General features: G+C 68.3%; 16 protein-coding genes. 12 read left to right on the top strand and 4 right to left on the bottom strand.

Translation table 11 applies throughout. The features are described 5' to 3' along the window. The first annotated feature begins 651 nt into the window (after nt 1-651). The 4 genes from ACFY3J_RS33045 to ACFY3J_RS33030 all read left to right on the top strand — a co-directional run bounded on the left by ACFY3J_RS33045 (nt 652) and on the right by ACFY3J_RS33030 (nt 4,272). Nucleotides 652-1,446: a TauD/TfdA dioxygenase family protein gene (locus ACFY3J_RS33045; RefSeq protein WP_384183636.1), complete on the top strand. Its 795-nt coding sequence runs from the start codon at nt 652-654 to the stop codon at nt 1,444-1,446. A 51-nt stretch (nt 1,447-1,497) separates the two neighbouring features. Next, the gene (locus tag ACFY3J_RS33040) at nt 1,498-2,349 is read left to right on the top strand and encodes an ABC transporter permease (protein WP_384183639.1); all 852 of its coding nucleotides are present in this window, start codon (nt 1,498-1,500) and stop codon (nt 2,347-2,349) included. 92 nt (nt 2,350-2,441) lie between these two features. Continuing rightward, a complete protein-coding gene (locus tag ACFY3J_RS33035) occupies nt 2,442-3,191 on the top strand; it encodes an ABC transporter ATP-binding protein (RefSeq protein WP_384183642.1) in 750 nt (249 codons plus the stop codon). Nucleotides 3,192-3,279: 88 nt separating this feature from the next. After that, a complete protein-coding gene (locus ACFY3J_RS33030) occupies nt 3,280-4,272 on the top strand; it encodes an ABC transporter substrate-binding protein (RefSeq protein ID WP_384183645.1) in 993 nt (330 codons plus the stop codon). Nucleotides 4,273-4,793: 521 nt separating this feature from the next. On the opposite strand, the gene ACFY3J_RS33025 is transcribed toward ACFY3J_RS33030, so the two are convergent. The 4 genes from ACFY3J_RS33025 to ACFY3J_RS33010 are packed head-to-tail and all read right to left on the bottom strand — an operon-like array spanning nt 4,794 to nt 8,267. Beyond that, complete coding sequence (locus tag ACFY3J_RS33025; protein ID WP_390842363.1) at nt 4,794-6,428, bottom strand: 3-(methylthio)propionyl-CoA ligase; 1,635 nt, start codon at nt 6,426-6,428, stop codon at nt 4,794-4,796. Then, nucleotides 6,425-6,829, bottom strand: a complete 405-nt coding sequence (locus ACFY3J_RS33020) for a hypothetical protein (RefSeq protein ID WP_384183650.1) — start codon at nt 6,827-6,829, stop codon at nt 6,425-6,427. Before ACFY3J_RS33020 ends, ACFY3J_RS33025 begins: the two co-directional genes overlap by 4 nt. Next, the gene (locus ACFY3J_RS33015) at nt 6,826-7,281 is read right to left on the bottom strand and encodes a hypothetical protein (protein WP_390842362.1); all 456 of its coding nucleotides are present in this window, start codon (nt 7,279-7,281) and stop codon (nt 6,826-6,828) included. The genes ACFY3J_RS33020 and ACFY3J_RS33015 overlap by 4 nt, the downstream gene beginning before the upstream one ends. Beyond that, nucleotides 7,278-8,267, bottom strand: coding sequence for a zinc-binding alcohol dehydrogenase family protein (locus tag ACFY3J_RS33010; protein ID WP_384183655.1), 990 nt, complete (start codon nt 8,265-8,267; stop codon nt 7,278-7,280). The genes ACFY3J_RS33015 and ACFY3J_RS33010 overlap by 4 nt, the downstream gene beginning before the upstream one ends. Nucleotides 8,268-8,383: 116 nt before the next feature. Between ACFY3J_RS33010 and ACFY3J_RS33005 the strand changes: the two genes are divergently transcribed. The 8 genes from ACFY3J_RS33005 (at nt 8,384) to ACFY3J_RS32970 (ending at nt 15,800) form a co-directional block, all read left to right on the top strand. Next, nucleotides 8,384-9,313 carry an amidohydrolase family protein gene (locus tag ACFY3J_RS33005; protein ID WP_384183657.1) on the top strand — a complete coding sequence of 310 codons (930 nt, stop codon included), beginning with the start codon at nt 8,384-8,386 and terminating at the stop codon, nt 9,311-9,313. Then, nucleotides 9,313-10,347 (top strand): NADP-dependent oxidoreductase, encoded by a 1,035-nt coding sequence (locus ACFY3J_RS33000; protein ID WP_384183660.1) that lies wholly within the window; start codon nt 9,313-9,315, stop codon nt 10,345-10,347. The genes ACFY3J_RS33005 and ACFY3J_RS33000 overlap by 1 nt, the downstream gene beginning before the upstream one ends. A 500-nt stretch (nt 10,348-10,847) precedes the next feature. After that, nucleotides 10,848-12,065 carry an acetyl-CoA C-acetyltransferase gene (locus tag ACFY3J_RS32995; protein ID WP_390842361.1) on the top strand — a complete coding sequence of 406 codons (1,218 nt, stop codon included), beginning with the start codon at nt 10,848-10,850 and terminating at the stop codon, nt 12,063-12,065. A gap of 43 nt (nt 12,066-12,108) precedes the next feature. Next, nucleotides 12,109-12,867, top strand: coding sequence for an SDR family oxidoreductase (locus ACFY3J_RS32990; RefSeq protein ID WP_390842360.1), 759 nt, complete (start codon nt 12,109-12,111; stop codon nt 12,865-12,867). Beyond that, a complete protein-coding gene (locus tag ACFY3J_RS32985; RefSeq protein WP_384183668.1) occupies nt 12,867-13,556 on the top strand; it encodes an HAD family hydrolase in 690 nt (229 codons plus the stop codon). Before ACFY3J_RS32990 ends, ACFY3J_RS32985 begins: the two co-directional genes overlap by 1 nt. Continuing rightward, the gene (gene fabG, locus ACFY3J_RS32980) at nt 13,553-14,308 is read left to right on the top strand and encodes a 3-oxoacyl-ACP reductase FabG (RefSeq protein ID WP_384183670.1); all 756 of its coding nucleotides are present in this window, start codon (nt 13,553-13,555) and stop codon (nt 14,306-14,308) included. Before ACFY3J_RS32985 ends, fabG begins: the two co-directional genes overlap by 4 nt. Beyond that, on the top strand, nt 14,305-14,766 hold the full coding sequence (locus tag ACFY3J_RS32975; protein ID WP_390842359.1) for a MaoC family dehydratase: 462 nt from the start codon (nt 14,305-14,307) through the stop codon (nt 14,764-14,766). Before fabG ends, ACFY3J_RS32975 begins: the two co-directional genes overlap by 4 nt. After that, nucleotides 14,766-15,800 carry a phosphotransferase family protein gene (locus ACFY3J_RS32970; RefSeq protein ID WP_384183676.1) on the top strand — a complete coding sequence of 345 codons (1,035 nt, stop codon included), beginning with the start codon at nt 14,766-14,768 and terminating at the stop codon, nt 15,798-15,800. Before ACFY3J_RS32975 ends, ACFY3J_RS32970 begins: the two co-directional genes overlap by 1 nt.

The raw sequence follows: 15,800 nt of genomic DNA, 5'->3' as shown, positions 1-15,800 counted from the left end.
CAGCAGCCTCGGTTACCGCAGTCCCGCCGAGTACGAAACCGTTCTCGCAGCCTGACCACCACACCGATGGTGTCCGTCAAAGCGGAACAAGCTCAGAGGCCGCTCGTTGGAACATCGCTGCTCCCGACAGCATCGTGATGCTAAGGCCGTGAAGCCGCCCCTGATCTCTTCGGAGTGAGGGGGAGTGGTGGAGCCGCCGAGGCGCGGCCCGTGGACCGTGCGGCGCCCGCACCAGCTGCTCGAACACCGTTCGGAACTCCACCGCACCCACGAACTGGTTCGGCAGTTCGCCGCCATGATCGACGTCCGTGATGTTGCACCGCCACCGGACTGGCTCGACCAGCTCGCAGCGTGAAGGCGTCCCTCTCCTCCGCCGCCGCGTCGTCCTGAATGACGCCGTCACATCGGCGTCGGCGGACTCGGTGACCGAGGCGAGCAGGTGACCCGGGACCGAAGTGGCTGCTCGCAGTGGACGCCCGCATGCCTGCTGTCGAGAGCGTCCCTGGAAGCCCTCGAAGGTCCCGGCACATCGGACTGAACCGTGTTCGGTCCAAAGGGTTGACAGTGATCAGCCCTTTCTTATTCTTGTCGACATCAATCTTGAGGCGGGGGTCAGGACCGTCCCTGTCGACGTCGATCTTGGAGGAAGCCATGGCCCTTAAGATCACACCGCTCACCGGGGCGATCGGTGCGTCGGTCGAAGGGGTTCGCCTGAGGGAGGACCTTGACGACGCAACGCTCACCGTGCTTCGGGAGGCGTTCCTGGAGTACTGCATGCTCGTCTTCCGGGGGCAGCACCTCGAGCCGCCGGCGCACAGGAAGTTCGCCTGCCACTGGGGAGAGCCGGTCGTGACGGCCATGCTCAGCCAGCTCCCAGACGCTCCGGGAGTCGTCCAGATCACCGATGTCAAGAAGGAGACCGCGGCTACCGAGGCCTGGCACTACGACGCGCCGTTCGAGGCGGTCCCGCCGAAGATCTCGATCCTCTCGGCCGTCACCATTCCGGTGGGTGGCGACACCCTGTGGTCGAACCAGTATCTCGCTTTCGAGCGGCTCTCGCCCGATCTGCGGCGCGTTCTCGAGACCCTGCGAGTGCGCTTCCGTGGCGTTCGACTCGGCCGGATGCTGGGCGTTCCCGAGGCGGAGCAGCCCCAGGCGGTTCACCCCCTCGTCCGCACGCACCCGGAGACCGGGCGCAAGGCCCTCTACGTCGGCCATCTCGAGAACAGTTGCATCGAGGGCTGGACCAAGGAGGAGAGCGACCCGCTCATGGACTTCCTGTACACCCAGTCCGGCACCGCGGACAACGTGTACCGGCACATGTGGCAGCCCGGTGACGTCGTGATGTGGGACAACCGCTGCACGATGCACTACGCCGTCCACGACTACGGCGACCAGCCGCGGGCCCTCAACCGGATCACGCTCCACGGCGAGGCCCCGGTCTGACCCACCGGGCATCGTGCTTCTCATGATGCGTTCCTCGAGACGGAGACCGGCATGACCTCCAACAACACCAAGCCACCCGTTCCCATGCGGGTGGATGGAGCCGTCGACGGGCAAAGCCGCCCGTCCGCTCCTCGCAACCGCGGACGGCTCAAGGTGCGCGCATGGCAGGTCATCCTGCTGCTCACCTGGCTCGGTCTGTGGCAGTGGACCACCAGCGCGGGAGTCCTGGACCCCGTTCTCTCGAAGACCCCCGGGCAGTCCTGGCACTACGTCGTGACCGCCACCCAGTCCGGGGAGCTGTGGTCCAACACCAAGGCGACGATGACCGCGGTCCTTCTGGCCTGGGGCATGGCGGGAATCGCCGGCGTCATCGCGGGGCTCGCGCTGGGTCTGCTGCCCACCGGCGAGCGGATGCTCACGCCCTACTTGGAGGCCCTGAACTCCATGCCGCGCATCGCGCTGGCACCACTCTTCATCGTGGCGTTCGGCATTGGGCTGTGGGCCAAGGTCGCCCTTGCGTCGACCCTCGTCTTCTTCATTGTCCTGTCCGGTGCGCGAGCGGGGGTGCGGTCCGCCGATGCGGAGTGGCTCCGGTTGTCGGCCGTCCTCGGAGCGAACAACTTCCAGCTGTTCACGAAGATCTTCTTCCCCGTCGCGACCCCGGCCATCTTCGCGGCCCTGCGTCTCGGCCTCATCTACTCACTGCTCGGTGTCGTGGGATCCGAGCTGATCTCCGCCAAGGACGGTCTTGGCCAGCTGATCGCGAACTACTCCAACATCTTCCAGATGGAAGCGGTGTACGCGATCCTCATCCTGCTGGCCTTGATCGCCGTCATTCTCAACCAACTCATGGGCGCCGTCGAGGCACGACTGCTCAGTTGGCAGCCCCCGGAAGAGCGGTGAGCGCCATGCCAGCCCGAGCCCACAGGTCCGAGACGAGCACCACCACGACTGACACGCCGACGCACCAGAGCGGCGAAAACCGAGCCGACGCCGTGACGTTCGACAACGTGACCGTCACCTTCCCCTCGGGCGACGGCGGATCCCGGACGATCCTCAAAGAACTCACCCTCACGATCCCCGCCGGGCAGTTCCTCGCCGTCGTCGGCCGGAGTGGCTGCGGCAAGACGACCATGCTCAATATGGTGGCCGGTCTCGTCGAGGCGACCGACGGCGCGGTGACGGTCCTCGGAGCCACTGCCAAGGCCGCCCGGAAGCGGATGGGCTTCATGCTCGCTCGCGATGCCTTGCTTCCCTGGCGCACCGCGTCGGGCAACGTGGAGTACGGCCTCGAGCTGCGCGGGTTGAAGTCCTCGGTCAAACGCAGAGAGACCGCTTCCCGCTGGCTCTCGGCTGTCCACCTCGCGGATCATGAGAAGCAGTACCCGTGGCAGCTCTCCCAGGGGATGCGGCAGCGGGTCGCGCTGGCCCGAACCTGGGCCCTCGACCCCGAACTGCTCCTCATGGACGAGCCGTTCGCCGCTCTTGACGTCAACACGCGGCGATCGGTCCAGAACGAGTTCCTCAACCTGTGGCAGAGGGGGGAACGCCGTACGGTCATGTTCGTCACGCACGATCTCGGTGAGGCCGTCGCACTCGCTGATCGCGTCGTGCTCATGGGGGAGGGCGGCATCCTCGACGACGTCATGGTCGACATGGAACGCCCGCGAGATCTGACGCACATCGCGATGGACCCCACCTATCAGGACATCCTCGAGCGGCTCCGTGCTCACCTGCGCCGGTGAACGGCGGTGGCGCACCTCATCGGCCGAACCACCGTCCACTTCGCGCGATCCACACCACACCGCAAAGCAACAGCAGAGGAGGCCCAGGGTGAACAAGGTCAGCAAGCCGGCTGTCGCCGGGCTCGGTTTCGCACTCGTCCTGTTGACCGCCTGCTCCGGTGGCGGCCAGGGAGCCTCCGGTGCCGGGGGCGCGGTCAACGGTACGAAGATCACCCTCGGCAACTACCCGCACAGCTCCATCACCTTCCCCACGGCCATCGCCGTCGAGCAGGGCTTCTTCAAGAAGGAAGGGCTGGATGTCCAACTCTTGATGGCGAAGTCCGGCCCTGAGCTCGCGGCGCAGCTCATCGGCGGCTCGACGCAGATCGCGGCCGTGAGCCCGGACAACATCATCCCGGCCATCAAGCAGGGACAGTCGATTACCTTGTTGCCGCCCTACGGCAGGATGGACATGCTCTTCTTCGCCGAGAAGTCCAGCAACATCACGAGCGTGAAGCAGCTGGTCGGGAAGCGGATCGGCGTCGTCGCACGCGGCGCTGCGAACGAGAAGTACGCTCGGACGATCCTCAAGGCGGCGGGTGTGAACCCCGACTCCGTCACCTTCGTGGCCGTGGGCGGGGCCGTGACGCAGGAGCCCGCCCTGAGGAACGGCAAGGTCGATGCCGTCGTCGGATCGTCGTCCACTTATCGCAGCATGGCCGCGCACGGCCTCGACCTCGTGCCGTTCTCGGACGCTCTCGCCGGCGACGCCGGTGAACTCAGCCGGCACGGCCTTCAGGTCCTCTGGGCGACCACGAAGGACTACAAGGCCAAGAACCCCGACACCGTCAACAAGTTCTGCAAGGCACTCGACTCCGCGGTGAATTGGATCAACGACGACGCGAACAGGGACGCCGGTGTGAAGTCGTTGGAGTCACTGCTCGAGCTCAAGGCGGATGCTGCCGGCCAGCTCTGGGACAAGGTCCACAAGTCGTTCGTCACGTCGACCGACGACGCCACCTGGAAGACGAACGTGGACTTTTCCGTCGGATCGCCGGATGCCGTGCCGTTCAGCGTGGTCGACAACAACTGCGGACAGTAGGAACCGGCACGAACTCTCCCTCTTCGCTTACTCGTTCAGGGCCCTGCCCCGACCGACGCCACCAGGGGCACATTGGTGGCGAAGGCCGGGGCGGGGCCCTTCGTCGTGCGGGGTGTCGGCGAGTCTTCCGGCGCCGGTCCGGGACCGTGCGAGCCGCCCGATTGCGTCGGAGTCCCGGACGCACGGGCAGATGACCGACGTGACCGCACAGACCAACCCCTGCGGGCGCGATACGTGACTGCGCCGGAGCCGGCGCGGCCCCTGCTGAACATGACACGTAGCAAGCCGGGACGCGTCGCGTAACGGAGGTCCGAGGGGTGTCGGTTGGGCCTGGTCACCCGGCCGTCTCCAGCCGGAGTCGGCCGCAGCATTGCCCGAGTCGTCCGGACGTGCCCGAGGCCCCGGCATGTGTCCGGTCCGGCAACGCCGAGGCCGCCACGGAACGACCCGCTGCTGACCACTTGGGCCGTGGTGCGGCGGACCGCCCGGTGGCGGCCTCGGCGGGAGCGTGACGGCTCCCGTCAGTCCTTCGTGAGACGCTCTCGATACTGCTCCCGCAAGGGTGCTTTGAGGATCTTGCCCGTTGCCCCCATGGGCAGGGCGTCGACGAAGACCGCATCGTCGGGGACGCACCACTTGGCGATCTTCCCGGTGAATGACCCGAGGAGTTCCTCCGCTGTCAGCGTGGAGCCCGGCCGCCGGACGGCCACAAGGATCGGGCGCTCATCCCACTTCGCGTGCCTGACGCCGATGCAGGCTGCCGCTTCGATCTCGGGGTGGTCCATGGCGAGGTTCTCGAGCTCTATCGAACTGATCCACTCGCCGCCGGACTTGATGAGGTCCTTGCTCCGGTCCGTGATCTGCATGAACCCTTCAGGATCTATCGTCGCGACGTCGCCCGTCGGGAACCAGCCGTCGACGAGGGGGCTGGGGCGGCCCGGGGGGTAGTACCCGTTGATGACCCAGTGACCTCGCACCATGAGGTGGCCCGGGGTCCGGCCATCCCACGGCATCTCGGTGCCTTCATCGTCGGTGATCTTCAGGTCCATGCCGAAGAGGGTGCGGCCCTGCTTCGTCAGCACGGCCTCCTGGGTCTCGGGGTCGAGACCCTCGTGACAGAGTTTGAGGACGGACGCGGCGCCCATGGGACTCGTCTCCGTCATGCCCCAGCCGTGGATGACCCGGACCCCGTGGACATCTCGCAGCTCACGGAGCATCCAGGCGGGGCAGGCGGCGCCTCCGATGACGGCCCGGTGGAGGCCGCTCAGCGTGATGCCGTTGGCGCGGGCGTAGTCCAGCTGCCCCTGCCAGACCGTGGGGACACTCGCGGAGATCGTGACGCCCTCGGCCTCCTGGAGTGTGATGAGGGCCGCGCCGCTCAGGTCCTTGCCGGGCAGAACGAGCTTCGTTCCGGTGAGGCACGCGGCATACGGGATGCCCCACGCGTTGACGTGGAACATGGGCACGACGGGCATGACGACATCGCGTGCCGAGAGCCCCATCGAGTCGGGGAGGGCGACGCCGTACGAGTGCAGCACGGTCGACCGGTGCGAGTACAGTGCGCCCTTCGGGTGGCCGGTCGTGCCGCTCGTGTAGCACAGGGAGGCGGCCTGCTTCTCGTCGAAGGCGGGCCAGGTGTACACACCGTCCTGCGCCTCCACGAGGTCCTCGTATGCCGCGACCTCCAGGTCGTCGTCGGCGGGCCAGGCGGCCCCCAGATGCTCGGCGTCGCTCAGGAGGACGAACTTCCGAACGGACGGCACGCGCGGGGCGATCTGTCGGACGATGTCGACGAAGGTGAGGTCGAAGAAGAGAACGGAATCGTCGGCGTTGTTGATGATCCAGACGAGCTGGTCCGGGTGCAGGCGCGGGTTGAGAGTGTGCAGAACCGACCCGGCACCGGAGACGCCGTAGTACAGCTCCACATGGCGGTAGCCGTTCCATGCGAGGGTGGCGACGCGGTCGCCCGGCCCGACACCCAGAGCCTCGACGGCCTGAGCCACCTGCCGACTGCGGTGCGCCATGTCGCGGAAGGTGTAGCGATGCACGTCACCCTCGCACCGGACCGAGACGACCTCGGTGGTCGGGTGGTGGCGTTCGGCGTGCGCGAGGATGGAGGAGACGAGGAGCTGCTGGTGCATCATCAGGCCGTTCACCGGGCCTCCTGGAATGAGTCGACGGAGTGGGTGGAGCCCATGGCTTCGATCGCTCCCAGCCGCATGGCGGCGAGCAGATCCAGCGCACGGCGTGCAGCGGCGGATCCGCCGGGAACGTCACCGCGGACGTGAAGGGGACGCAGATCCTCGATTTCCTGAAGAGCACTGACGAGGGCGGGCTCGGCGACCGCGTACTTGCGGACCATGTTGACGACCAGCATCGAACAGTGGACGACGTCCTCGTCCTCGCCGGCGACGCCGTCCGCATGCAGGGCGGCGTTGAGCCAGTGTGTCCCGGCGAGCATCGCGGCCTCGATGGTCATCTCGTGGTCGTCCGGGCCGAGACGGGCGAGCGAGCGTCCTATGTTCGAGGCGAGTTCGACGTGACGTTCGATGTTCATGCCGCTCCCCCCTCCAGGCGCTCAGCCACCACCGTTGTCACGACCGCGAAGGCGTCGTCGCACTCGGCCACGATGGCGGCATCGGGCCGTTGTCGCCCGCGCAGGCACGGGTCGCGGAATGCCTCGATGCGGTGGATGGCGTGTTCCAGGCGGATGATGTCGTCGGGCTTGTCGCCGTCCACAGGGGGCCAGCCGACATGGCTGACGTCTCCGAGCTCGCGCAGCTCGCGGTGCCATGAGCCGTCGGCGTCCGGGACCACGTACATTCCCGGAATCGTCGAGAAGGCGGTCTCCGCGACCGTGAGCCCGGCGTCGTGGACGCCGGCGTTGTAGGCGTTGGTGCACGCCGTCAGCGTCGTCCAGTACCACAGCTCGAAGTCCTCGACCGGGCTGAGGCGGTGACGCAGGGCCACGAGGCGGTCGAACTTCTCGCGGTGGCCGGCGACGTTCATCGGTCACCGGCCGAGGGAGCCATGAGCAGCGCGATCTTGCCGATGTGCCCGCTCTTCGTCATGTGGTCGTATGCCGCACCGATGTCCTCCATGGAGAACGTGCGGTCGACGACCGGCACGATGACCCGGCGCTCCCACAGGTCAAGCAGGTCGCGCTCGGTCGCTCGGACGCAGTCCAGCCGCTCCTCCTCGGTCCGGGTCTGGAACGTGACGCCGATGAGGTTCAGCCGCTTGCGCCACAGCTTCGTCAGGTCGATCTCGGCCCGGTCCGAGCCCATCCGGCCCACCTGCACGAGGCGGCCCTTGACGGCCAGCGACGTCAGGTTGTCGTCGAACACCGTGCCCCCGACGGAGTCGACGATGACATCGACGCCCCGGTCGGCGGTGATGTCCGCGACCCGGGACACCTGGTCCTGCGAGGACAAGTCGATGACGTGATGGGCCCCTTGGTCGAGCAGGGCCGAAACCTTGGACGCCGAGGTCGTCGTGGCGATGACCGTGCCGGCGCCGAGCGCCCGCGCGATCTGGACGGCCGCGAGTCCGATGCCACCCGTCGCGGCATTGACGAGGACGACCTCGCCGGGTGCCATGCGGCCGTTGGAGATGAGCGCGTCGTGAGCCGTCATATAGACGTTCAGGAAGGACCCGGCCTCGGCCCAGGTGCTGCTCTCCGGCTTGCGGATCAGAGCGCCCGCGGAGACCACGACGAGCTCGGCCTGGGTGCCGGTGCCGTGCGCGACGACGGCGTCCCCGGGCTTCCAGCCCGTGACGCCCTCGCCCAAGGTGTCGATCTCCCCGGCCAGTTCGACGCCGACGGGCACCGGTTCGCCGTCCTTCACCCGGCCTGCCTGCAAGAGCTCTCCGCGGTTGAGGCTCGAAGCCCGGACGCGGACGAGAACCTGGCCGGGACCGGGGGTCGGAGCGGGCTGGTCGACGACGACCGGGACGCCGCCGTCAGGGGTGGGACGGATCCGTACAGCACGCATCAGCCAAGGCCTCCTTTTATTAGTGTCGACATGAACAGTGGATGGCGTTACTCTACCAGCGCGACAGCAGTGATCGAAGGAACGCCTTCGCCTGACCAAAGAGAAAGGCAACCCGTATGACCCGCACTCCCGCTGAGCGGCTCGACGGTCTCCGTGGCCGGATCATCGACTTCCGTCTCCGCCCGCCGACCGGCCCCTACCGCATCTTCTTCACCCCGACTGTCGTCGGCGCCGTGAACCGCGTCCTGGGTGACCCGGTGCCGCGGTCGTACACGATCAGCACGGACCCCTTCCCGAACTCGGAGGAGCGGGCTCTCGAGGCGATGATCGCGGAGATGGACTCGGTCGGAGTCCGTCTCGGCATCATGAACGGCCGGCACTCGGTGAACCGCCCGGTCCCGGTGCACATCGAGGACCCCGACCTCGCAGAGTTGAGTCAGCGCAGCGACGGCCGCGTACTCGGCCTCGCGGGGATCGACTTCGACAAGCCCATGGACGACATCATCGCCGGGCTGGACACGGCGGTGAAGGAGCTCGGGCTCATCGGTGTCTGCCTCGAGCCGGGCCTCGCCCGAACGCCGATGTACGCGGACGACGAGAAGCTGTTCCCGCTCTACGAGAAGATCGCCGACCTGGGCATCCCGCTCCTCTTCATGACGGGCCCCCTCGCCGGCCCCGACATCAGCCACACCGACCCGGTCCGCTTCGACCGGGTGGCCCGCCGCCACCCCGGGATGCCGGTCATCCTCGGGCACGGCTGCTACCCGTATGTCAACGAGGCGATCGCCCTCGCCTTCAAGAGCGAGGTCACGGGGATCCACAACGTCTTCGTCTCGCCCGACGTCTACATGTTCGCTCCCGGCGGGCAGGCCTACGCCGATGGCGTCAACTGGCTGCCGAACCGCTTCATCTACGCGTCGGCCTACTCCTTCTGCGGCATCGACGAGGGTGTCCTCAAGACGTGCGAACTCGACCTTGACGACGCGGCGCTGCACGCCTACATGTACGGCAACGCCGAGCGGCTGCTCAAGAAGGCGGGCAACTGATGGGTGAAGGTTCCCTCCGCGTCGCGATGCGTGACCACCCCCAAGGGATGGTCGCCGAGGGCGACTTCCTCATAGAGAGGACGCCGCGTCCCGTTCCTGGCCCCGGCCAGGCGCTCGTCCGGGTCCGCTACCTGTCCCTCGACCCGTACATGCGGCCGATGATGAACCCGGTCCGGTCCTACGTCGAGCCGCTCAAGCCCGGTCAGACGATGCCCGGCGCGACAGTCGGCGAGGTCGTCGAGAGCAACGAGGACACGCTGCCCGTGGGCACCCGCGTGGCGTGCATGCTCGGCTGGCAGGAGTACGGCCTGGTCACGAAGGAAACCGCCCGGATCGTCGACGCCGCCGCAGCGGACATCTCGCTGGCTCTGCACGTCCTCGGCATGACCGGGGCCACGGCGCACTACGGCCTGCTGCGCCTGGGTGACCCCAAGCCCGGTGAGACCGTGGTCGTCACGGCGGCGTCGGGCGCCGTCGGCAGCATCGTCGGCCAGCTCGCCAAGATCAGGGGATGCCGGGTCATAGGCATCGCCGGCGGCCCCGAGAAGTGCCGGTACGTCAAGGAGGAACTCGGTTTCGACGAGTGTCTTGACCATCGCGCCGATGGCTTCGAGCAGCGCCTCGCCGAGCTCACCCCTGACTGGGTGGACATCCTCTTCGAGAACGTCGGTGGACCCGTCCTCGACGCGATTCTGCCGCGCATGAACGACCACGGCCGCATCGTCCTGTGCGGGAACATCAGCGACTACAACCGCGACGAGCCGTACGGCCTCAAGGGGCTCAGCCACCTGCTGCTCCACCGGGTCAACGTCTACTCCTTCGTCATCGCCGACCACCGCGAGTACTGGCCCCAGGCCATCGCCGAGCTGGCAGGCTGGGTCAAGGACGGGCGCATCCGGTTCCGCGAGGACATCGCCCAAGGTGGTCTGGAGGGCGCGCCGGCGGCGTTCATCAACATGCTCACCGGTCGCAACTTCGGCAAGCAGCTCCTCGAGGTCGCACCGGCTTCCGCGGACCATCCGGCCGGGAACTGACCGGGCACAGGGCGGTCGCCACGGGGTGCCGCAGCCACTCGGCGACGTCCGGGTCCTCGACTTCGGGGTCGGTTCATCGCAGGACCGGCGACGGGCAGGGCTCCGGCCGAGCTCGGTGTCGACGTCATCGAGGCCGGACGTCGCCGTGCGGACGCCGTCGATCAGACCTTCATCGGATTCCCTCTCCGCCGTGCCAGTGACCCGCACGAGCCCGCTCTGGGCCTGGGTCACGAAGTTTTCCGGGCCTGCCACAGCCGAGCGCAACCGGTGAGCCCACACCCAGCGAGCGTCACGTGGACGGCCTCCAGGTGCCGGGCGCACATCGCCTAAAACCCTGAGTCGGAGGCCCCCACGACCCCGGCGGATCGGGTGGGTGTCCGTTCGCGATACCGCCCTCACCTGGCTCGCACGGCAGCTGGAGCGAGGCCATACAGTCCACGTCACGACGGCCCACTTCAAACAAGAATGTCGACATTAATCGAATCTGGAAGGGAAGCGTCATGCCAGAGGCCGTCATCGTCTCCGCCACCCGCTCGCCGATCGGGCGAGCCGTCAAGGGTTCGCTCAAGGACATCCGCCCCGATGACCTCGCCGTGCACGTCGTGCAGGCGGCGCTCGCGGCCGTGCCCGGCCTCGACCCGAACGAACTGGGTGACCTGATCCTCGGCTGCGGTCTGCCCGGTGGGGATTCAGGTCACAACATGAGCCGGGTCGTGGCGGTCCTCGCGGGGCTCGACCAGCTGCCCGGCACCACGGTGACGCGTTACTGCGCGTCGAGCGTCCAGTCCATCCGGATGGCCATGCACGCGATCCGGGCCGGCGAGGGTCATGCGTTCATATCGGCCGGAGTCGAGAGCGTGAGCAGCTACGCGCACGGCAACAGTGACAACCTTCCGGGCACGTACAACCCCCTGTTCGCACAGGCCCAGCAGCGGACCCAGCGGTTCGCCGAGGGTGGGCTGACCTGGACCGACCCGCGCGAGGCCGGGCTGCTGCCCGACGCCTACATCGCGATGGGGCAGACCGCCGAGAACGTCGCCCAGGTCAAGGGCGTCACCCGGGCCGACCAGGACGAGTTCGCCGTACGCAGCCAGAACCGTGCCGAGAAGGCGATCGCCGACGGTTTCTTCGCCCGCGAAATCACCCCGGTGACGCTGCCGGACGGCACGGTCGTCTCCACCGATGACGGTCCCCGGCCAGGCGTGACCATCGAGGCGGTGTCCGCGCTGAAGCCGGTCTTCCGCCCGCAGGGGACCGTCACCGCGGGCAACTGCTGTCCCCTCAACGACGGCGCGGCCGCACTCGTCGTCATGAGCGACGTCCGGGCTCACGAGCTCGGTCTCAAGCCACTTGCCCGCATCGTGTCGACGGGGGTCACGGGTCTGTCCCCGGAGATCATGGGCCTTGGTCCCGTGGCGGCCAGCCGGCAGGCGCTGCAGCTTGCGGGCATGACGATCGGCGACATCGACCTCGTCGAGATCAACGAGGCGTTCGCGGCCCAGGTCATCGCCTCCGCACGCGAGCTGGGCATCGACGAGGACCGTCTCAACGTCAAGGGCGGGGCCATCGCACTCGGCCACCCGTTCGGGATGACCGGCGCGCGCATCACCACCACTCTCATCAACGCACTGCACACCGAGGACAAACAGCTCGGCCTCGTGACCATGTGCGTCGGTGGTGGCCAGGGGATGGCCATGGTCATCGAGCGCCTCGCCTGAGCGGCATGCCGGGAAATCCAGATCCCCCGTGGAGGAGAGAGTCATGAAGCCATTCGACGGCAAGGTGGCCCTGGTCAGCGGTGCCAGCCGTGGCATCGGCCACGCCATTGCGGAGCGACTCGTCGCCGAAGGAGCGCGGGTCGTCATCACAGCGCGCAAGGAAGGAGCCCTCAAGGAGGCCGCGGCTGCGCTCGGTACTCCGGACCAGGTCAGGTTCGCCGCCGGGAGCGCTGACCAGCCGGAGCACCGCCAGGCCGCCGTCGCCGCGGCCGTCGAGGGTTTCGGTTCCATCGACCTGCTGGTCAACAACACCGGCATCAACCCGGTGTACGGTCCAATGATCGACATCGATCCAGCGGCGGCCCGCAAGATCTTCGAGGTCAACTGCCTCGCCGCGCTCGACTGGATCCGTCTGGCTCGCGAGGCCGGGATGGGCGAGCACCGCGGTGGTGCCGTGGTCAACGTGTCCTCCATCGCCGGGCTCCGGCCGTCCGCGGGAATCGGCTTCTACGGGGCCACCAAGGCGATGCTCTCCTTCATCACGTCCCAACTGGCGGTCGAGCTCGCACCCCGTATCCGGGTGAACGCCGTCGCGCCGGCCGTCGTCAAGACCCGCTTCGCAGCGGCGCTCTACGAGGACCGCGAGGAGGCCGTGCTCAAGGGGTACCCGCTGGGGCGCCTCGGTGAGCCCAAGGACATCGCCGGCGCGGTGTCCTTCCTCCTCTCCGAGGACGCCGCATGGACCACCGGGCAGACCCTCGTCGTGGACGGGGGACACCTCTTCGTCGGCGAGGGGGAGTGATGACCGGCGCCGGCCCTGTCGAGGCTGTCGCGCTCGACTACGGCGGGGTGCTCACCACCCCCGTCGCCGACTCGCTCGAGCGGTGGCGTACCAGGTTCGGCATCGAACCGCAGAGCTTCACCGACTGCCTGCGCGCCTGGCTCGGCCGGGAAGCCGAGGAGAACTCTCCGATCCACAGGCTCGAGACCGGGCGGCTCGACGCGGCGGGGTTCGAGCGGGCGCTCGCGACCCGGCTGCGCCGCACCGACGGGAGCCCCCCTGAGCCCGAGGGTTTGCTCGCGGGCATGTTCGCCGGGTTGCGCCCCGACCAGGCGATGTGGGACCTGACGGACGAGCTGCGGGCGCGCGGCATACGGGTCGCCATCGTCTCCAACAGCTGGGCGAACACCTACCCGGACCGGCTCCGCGACGGCAGCTTCGAGCCCGTTCTCCTCTCCGGTGAGCTCGGGCTGCGCAAACCCGACCCGGCCATCTACCGGCTGCTGTGCGCGCGCCTCGAACTGCCCGCGGAGCGGGTCGCCTTCGTCGACGACGCCCTTCCCAACGTCGAGGGCGCTCGCCGAGTCGGCCTTCACGGCATCCACCATGGCGACGCCGTCACGACGCGCGACGCGCTGCTGTCCGTCCTTGGGTTCGGCACCACCGTCGGATCGACCACGTCCCACTCGAACAAGGAGACTCGCCCATGAACTCCCCACGCGTCGCCATCGTCACCGGTGCCGCCCGCGGCATCGGCGCCGCGGTTGCCGAGCGACTGGCCGCGGACGGTCTCGCCGTTGCCGTCGCCGACCTGGACGAGGGGGCATGCGCCGAGGTCGCCGCCCGCATCGAGTCCGCCGGAGGCCGCGCCCTCGCCATCCGGATCGACGTGTCCGACCAGGACTCGGTGGAGCGGGGGGTGGCGCTCGTCGCCGAGCGGCTCGGTCCGCCGACGGTCCTCGTCAACAACGCGGGCGTGCTCCGCGACAATCTCCTCTTCCGGATGACGAACGACGACTGGTCGGTCGTCATGGACGTCCACCTCCGTGGCTCCTTCCTCATGTCCCGTGCCGCCCAGGCACACATGACCAAGGAGGGTTTCGGACGCATCGTCAACCTCTCGAGCACCTCCGCCCTCGGCAACCGCGGCCAGGCCAACTACGCGGCCGCCAAGGCCGGCCTCCAGGGCCTCACCAAGACTCTCGCCATCGAACTGGGCAAGTTCGGTGTCACGACGAACGCCATCGCGCCGGGTTTCATCGCCACGGACATGACCCGGGCGACCGCCGAGCGGATGGGCATCTCCTTCGAGGAGCTGGTCGAGCACGGAATCCAGGACATCCCGGCCGGCCGGGTGGGAACACCGGCCGACATCGCCGCCGTTGCCTCCTTCCTCGCCCGCGAGGACGCCGGCTTCGTCAACGGCCAGGTCATCTACGTCGCCGGCGGACCGAAGGATTGAAAGCCATGCGCAGTTTCGTCGGACTCGACGACCTCGAGCGTGCTGTCGGCGAGGACCTCGGGTGCAGTGCCTGGCGTGAGGTCACACAGCAACAGATCGACCTCTTCGCGGACGCCACGGGTGACCACCAGTGGATCCACGTCGCCCCAGATGCGGCCGCACGAGGGCCCTTCGGGTGCACCATCGCCCACGGCTTCCTCACCCTCTCCCTCGTGCCGGTCCTCGTCTCCGAGATCTACACGGTCGGAGGTCTCCGCATGTCGGTGAACTACGGTTGCGACAAGGTCCGCTTCACCGCCCCGGTACCGGTCGGGTCGCGGTTGCGGGCCCGCGCCCGGCTGGTGTCCCTCGACCGGGGCGGCAGCGGTGCCAGGTGCACGCTCGACGTCACCGTCGAGCTCGAGGGCAGCGACCGCCCCGCCTGTGTCGTCCAGACCATCGCCCTTCTGGTGCCGTGATGGCCGGCGACCGTGACCAGAACCTGCCCGGCCTCGACCTCGACGTCGTCGGCGAATTCCTCCGGGCCAACGTCGACCCGCACATCGGCGAGTGCGTCGGCCAGGTCATCGCCGGCGGGAAGTCGAACATGACCTACCTCGTCGGGGACGGCCGCCACCAGTGGATCGTCCGACGGCCACCGCTCGGCCACGTCCTCGAGACCGCCCACGACATGGGGCGCGAGGCCCGGGTCATGAGTGCGCTGGCTCCGACGGCCGTCCCCGTGCCGCGGGTCCTCGCGGTGTGCAACGACCCGGGTCCGATCGGCGCACCCTTCTACGTCATGGAGTACGTCCCAGGGACCGCCTTCCGGGACCAGGACGAGCTGCGCGATCTGGGTGCGGTCCGCACCCGGGAGATCGCCGACGAGATGACCGATGTCCTTGCCGACCTCCACGCGGTCGACCCGTCGGCGGTGGGTCTCGGCGATCTCGGCCGCCCCGAGGGCTTCCTCGGCCGGCAGCTGTCCCGGTGGACCCGACAGCTCGAGGCGTCCCGCTCACGTGAGCTGACCGGGGCCGAGGAACTGCGGGCAGCCCTCGTGGCCCGGGTGCCCACCGAGTCGGCCGCCCGGATCGTGCACGGCGACTACCGGTTGGACAACCTCCTCGTCGACGACTCGGGGGTGCGAGCCGTCATCGACTGGGAGATGGCCACGATCGGCGACCCCCTCACCGATCTGGCGCTCCTCGTCGTCTACGGACGCGTCGCCGAGATCCCCGGCGGCGAGGTCATCACGACGATCTCCCGCGCCCCCGGCTTCCCGTCCGCGGCGGAGCTCGTGGAACGGTATGCCGCCCGCACCGGGCCGCTGCCCTCGGCGGGCCTCGGTTTCTACCTGGGCCTCGCGGCGTTCAAGCTCGCCGTGATCCTCGAGGGCATTCACTGCCGGCACTCCCAGGGACACACCGTGGGGGCCGGGTTCGACACGGTCGGCACCCTCGTGGAGCCCCTGTTCGGCGAAGGCATCGCCCTCCTCAAGGAATGGAGCTGA

Origin of the sequence: Streptomyces sp. NPDC001231 (genome assembly GCF_042896885.1) — a bacterium.
GTDB lineage: Bacteria > Actinomycetota > Actinomycetes > Streptomycetales > Streptomycetaceae > Streptomyces.
The sequence above is the reverse complement of the archived record's forward strand: the minus strand, read 5'-3'. Positions and strand labels throughout refer to the sequence as shown.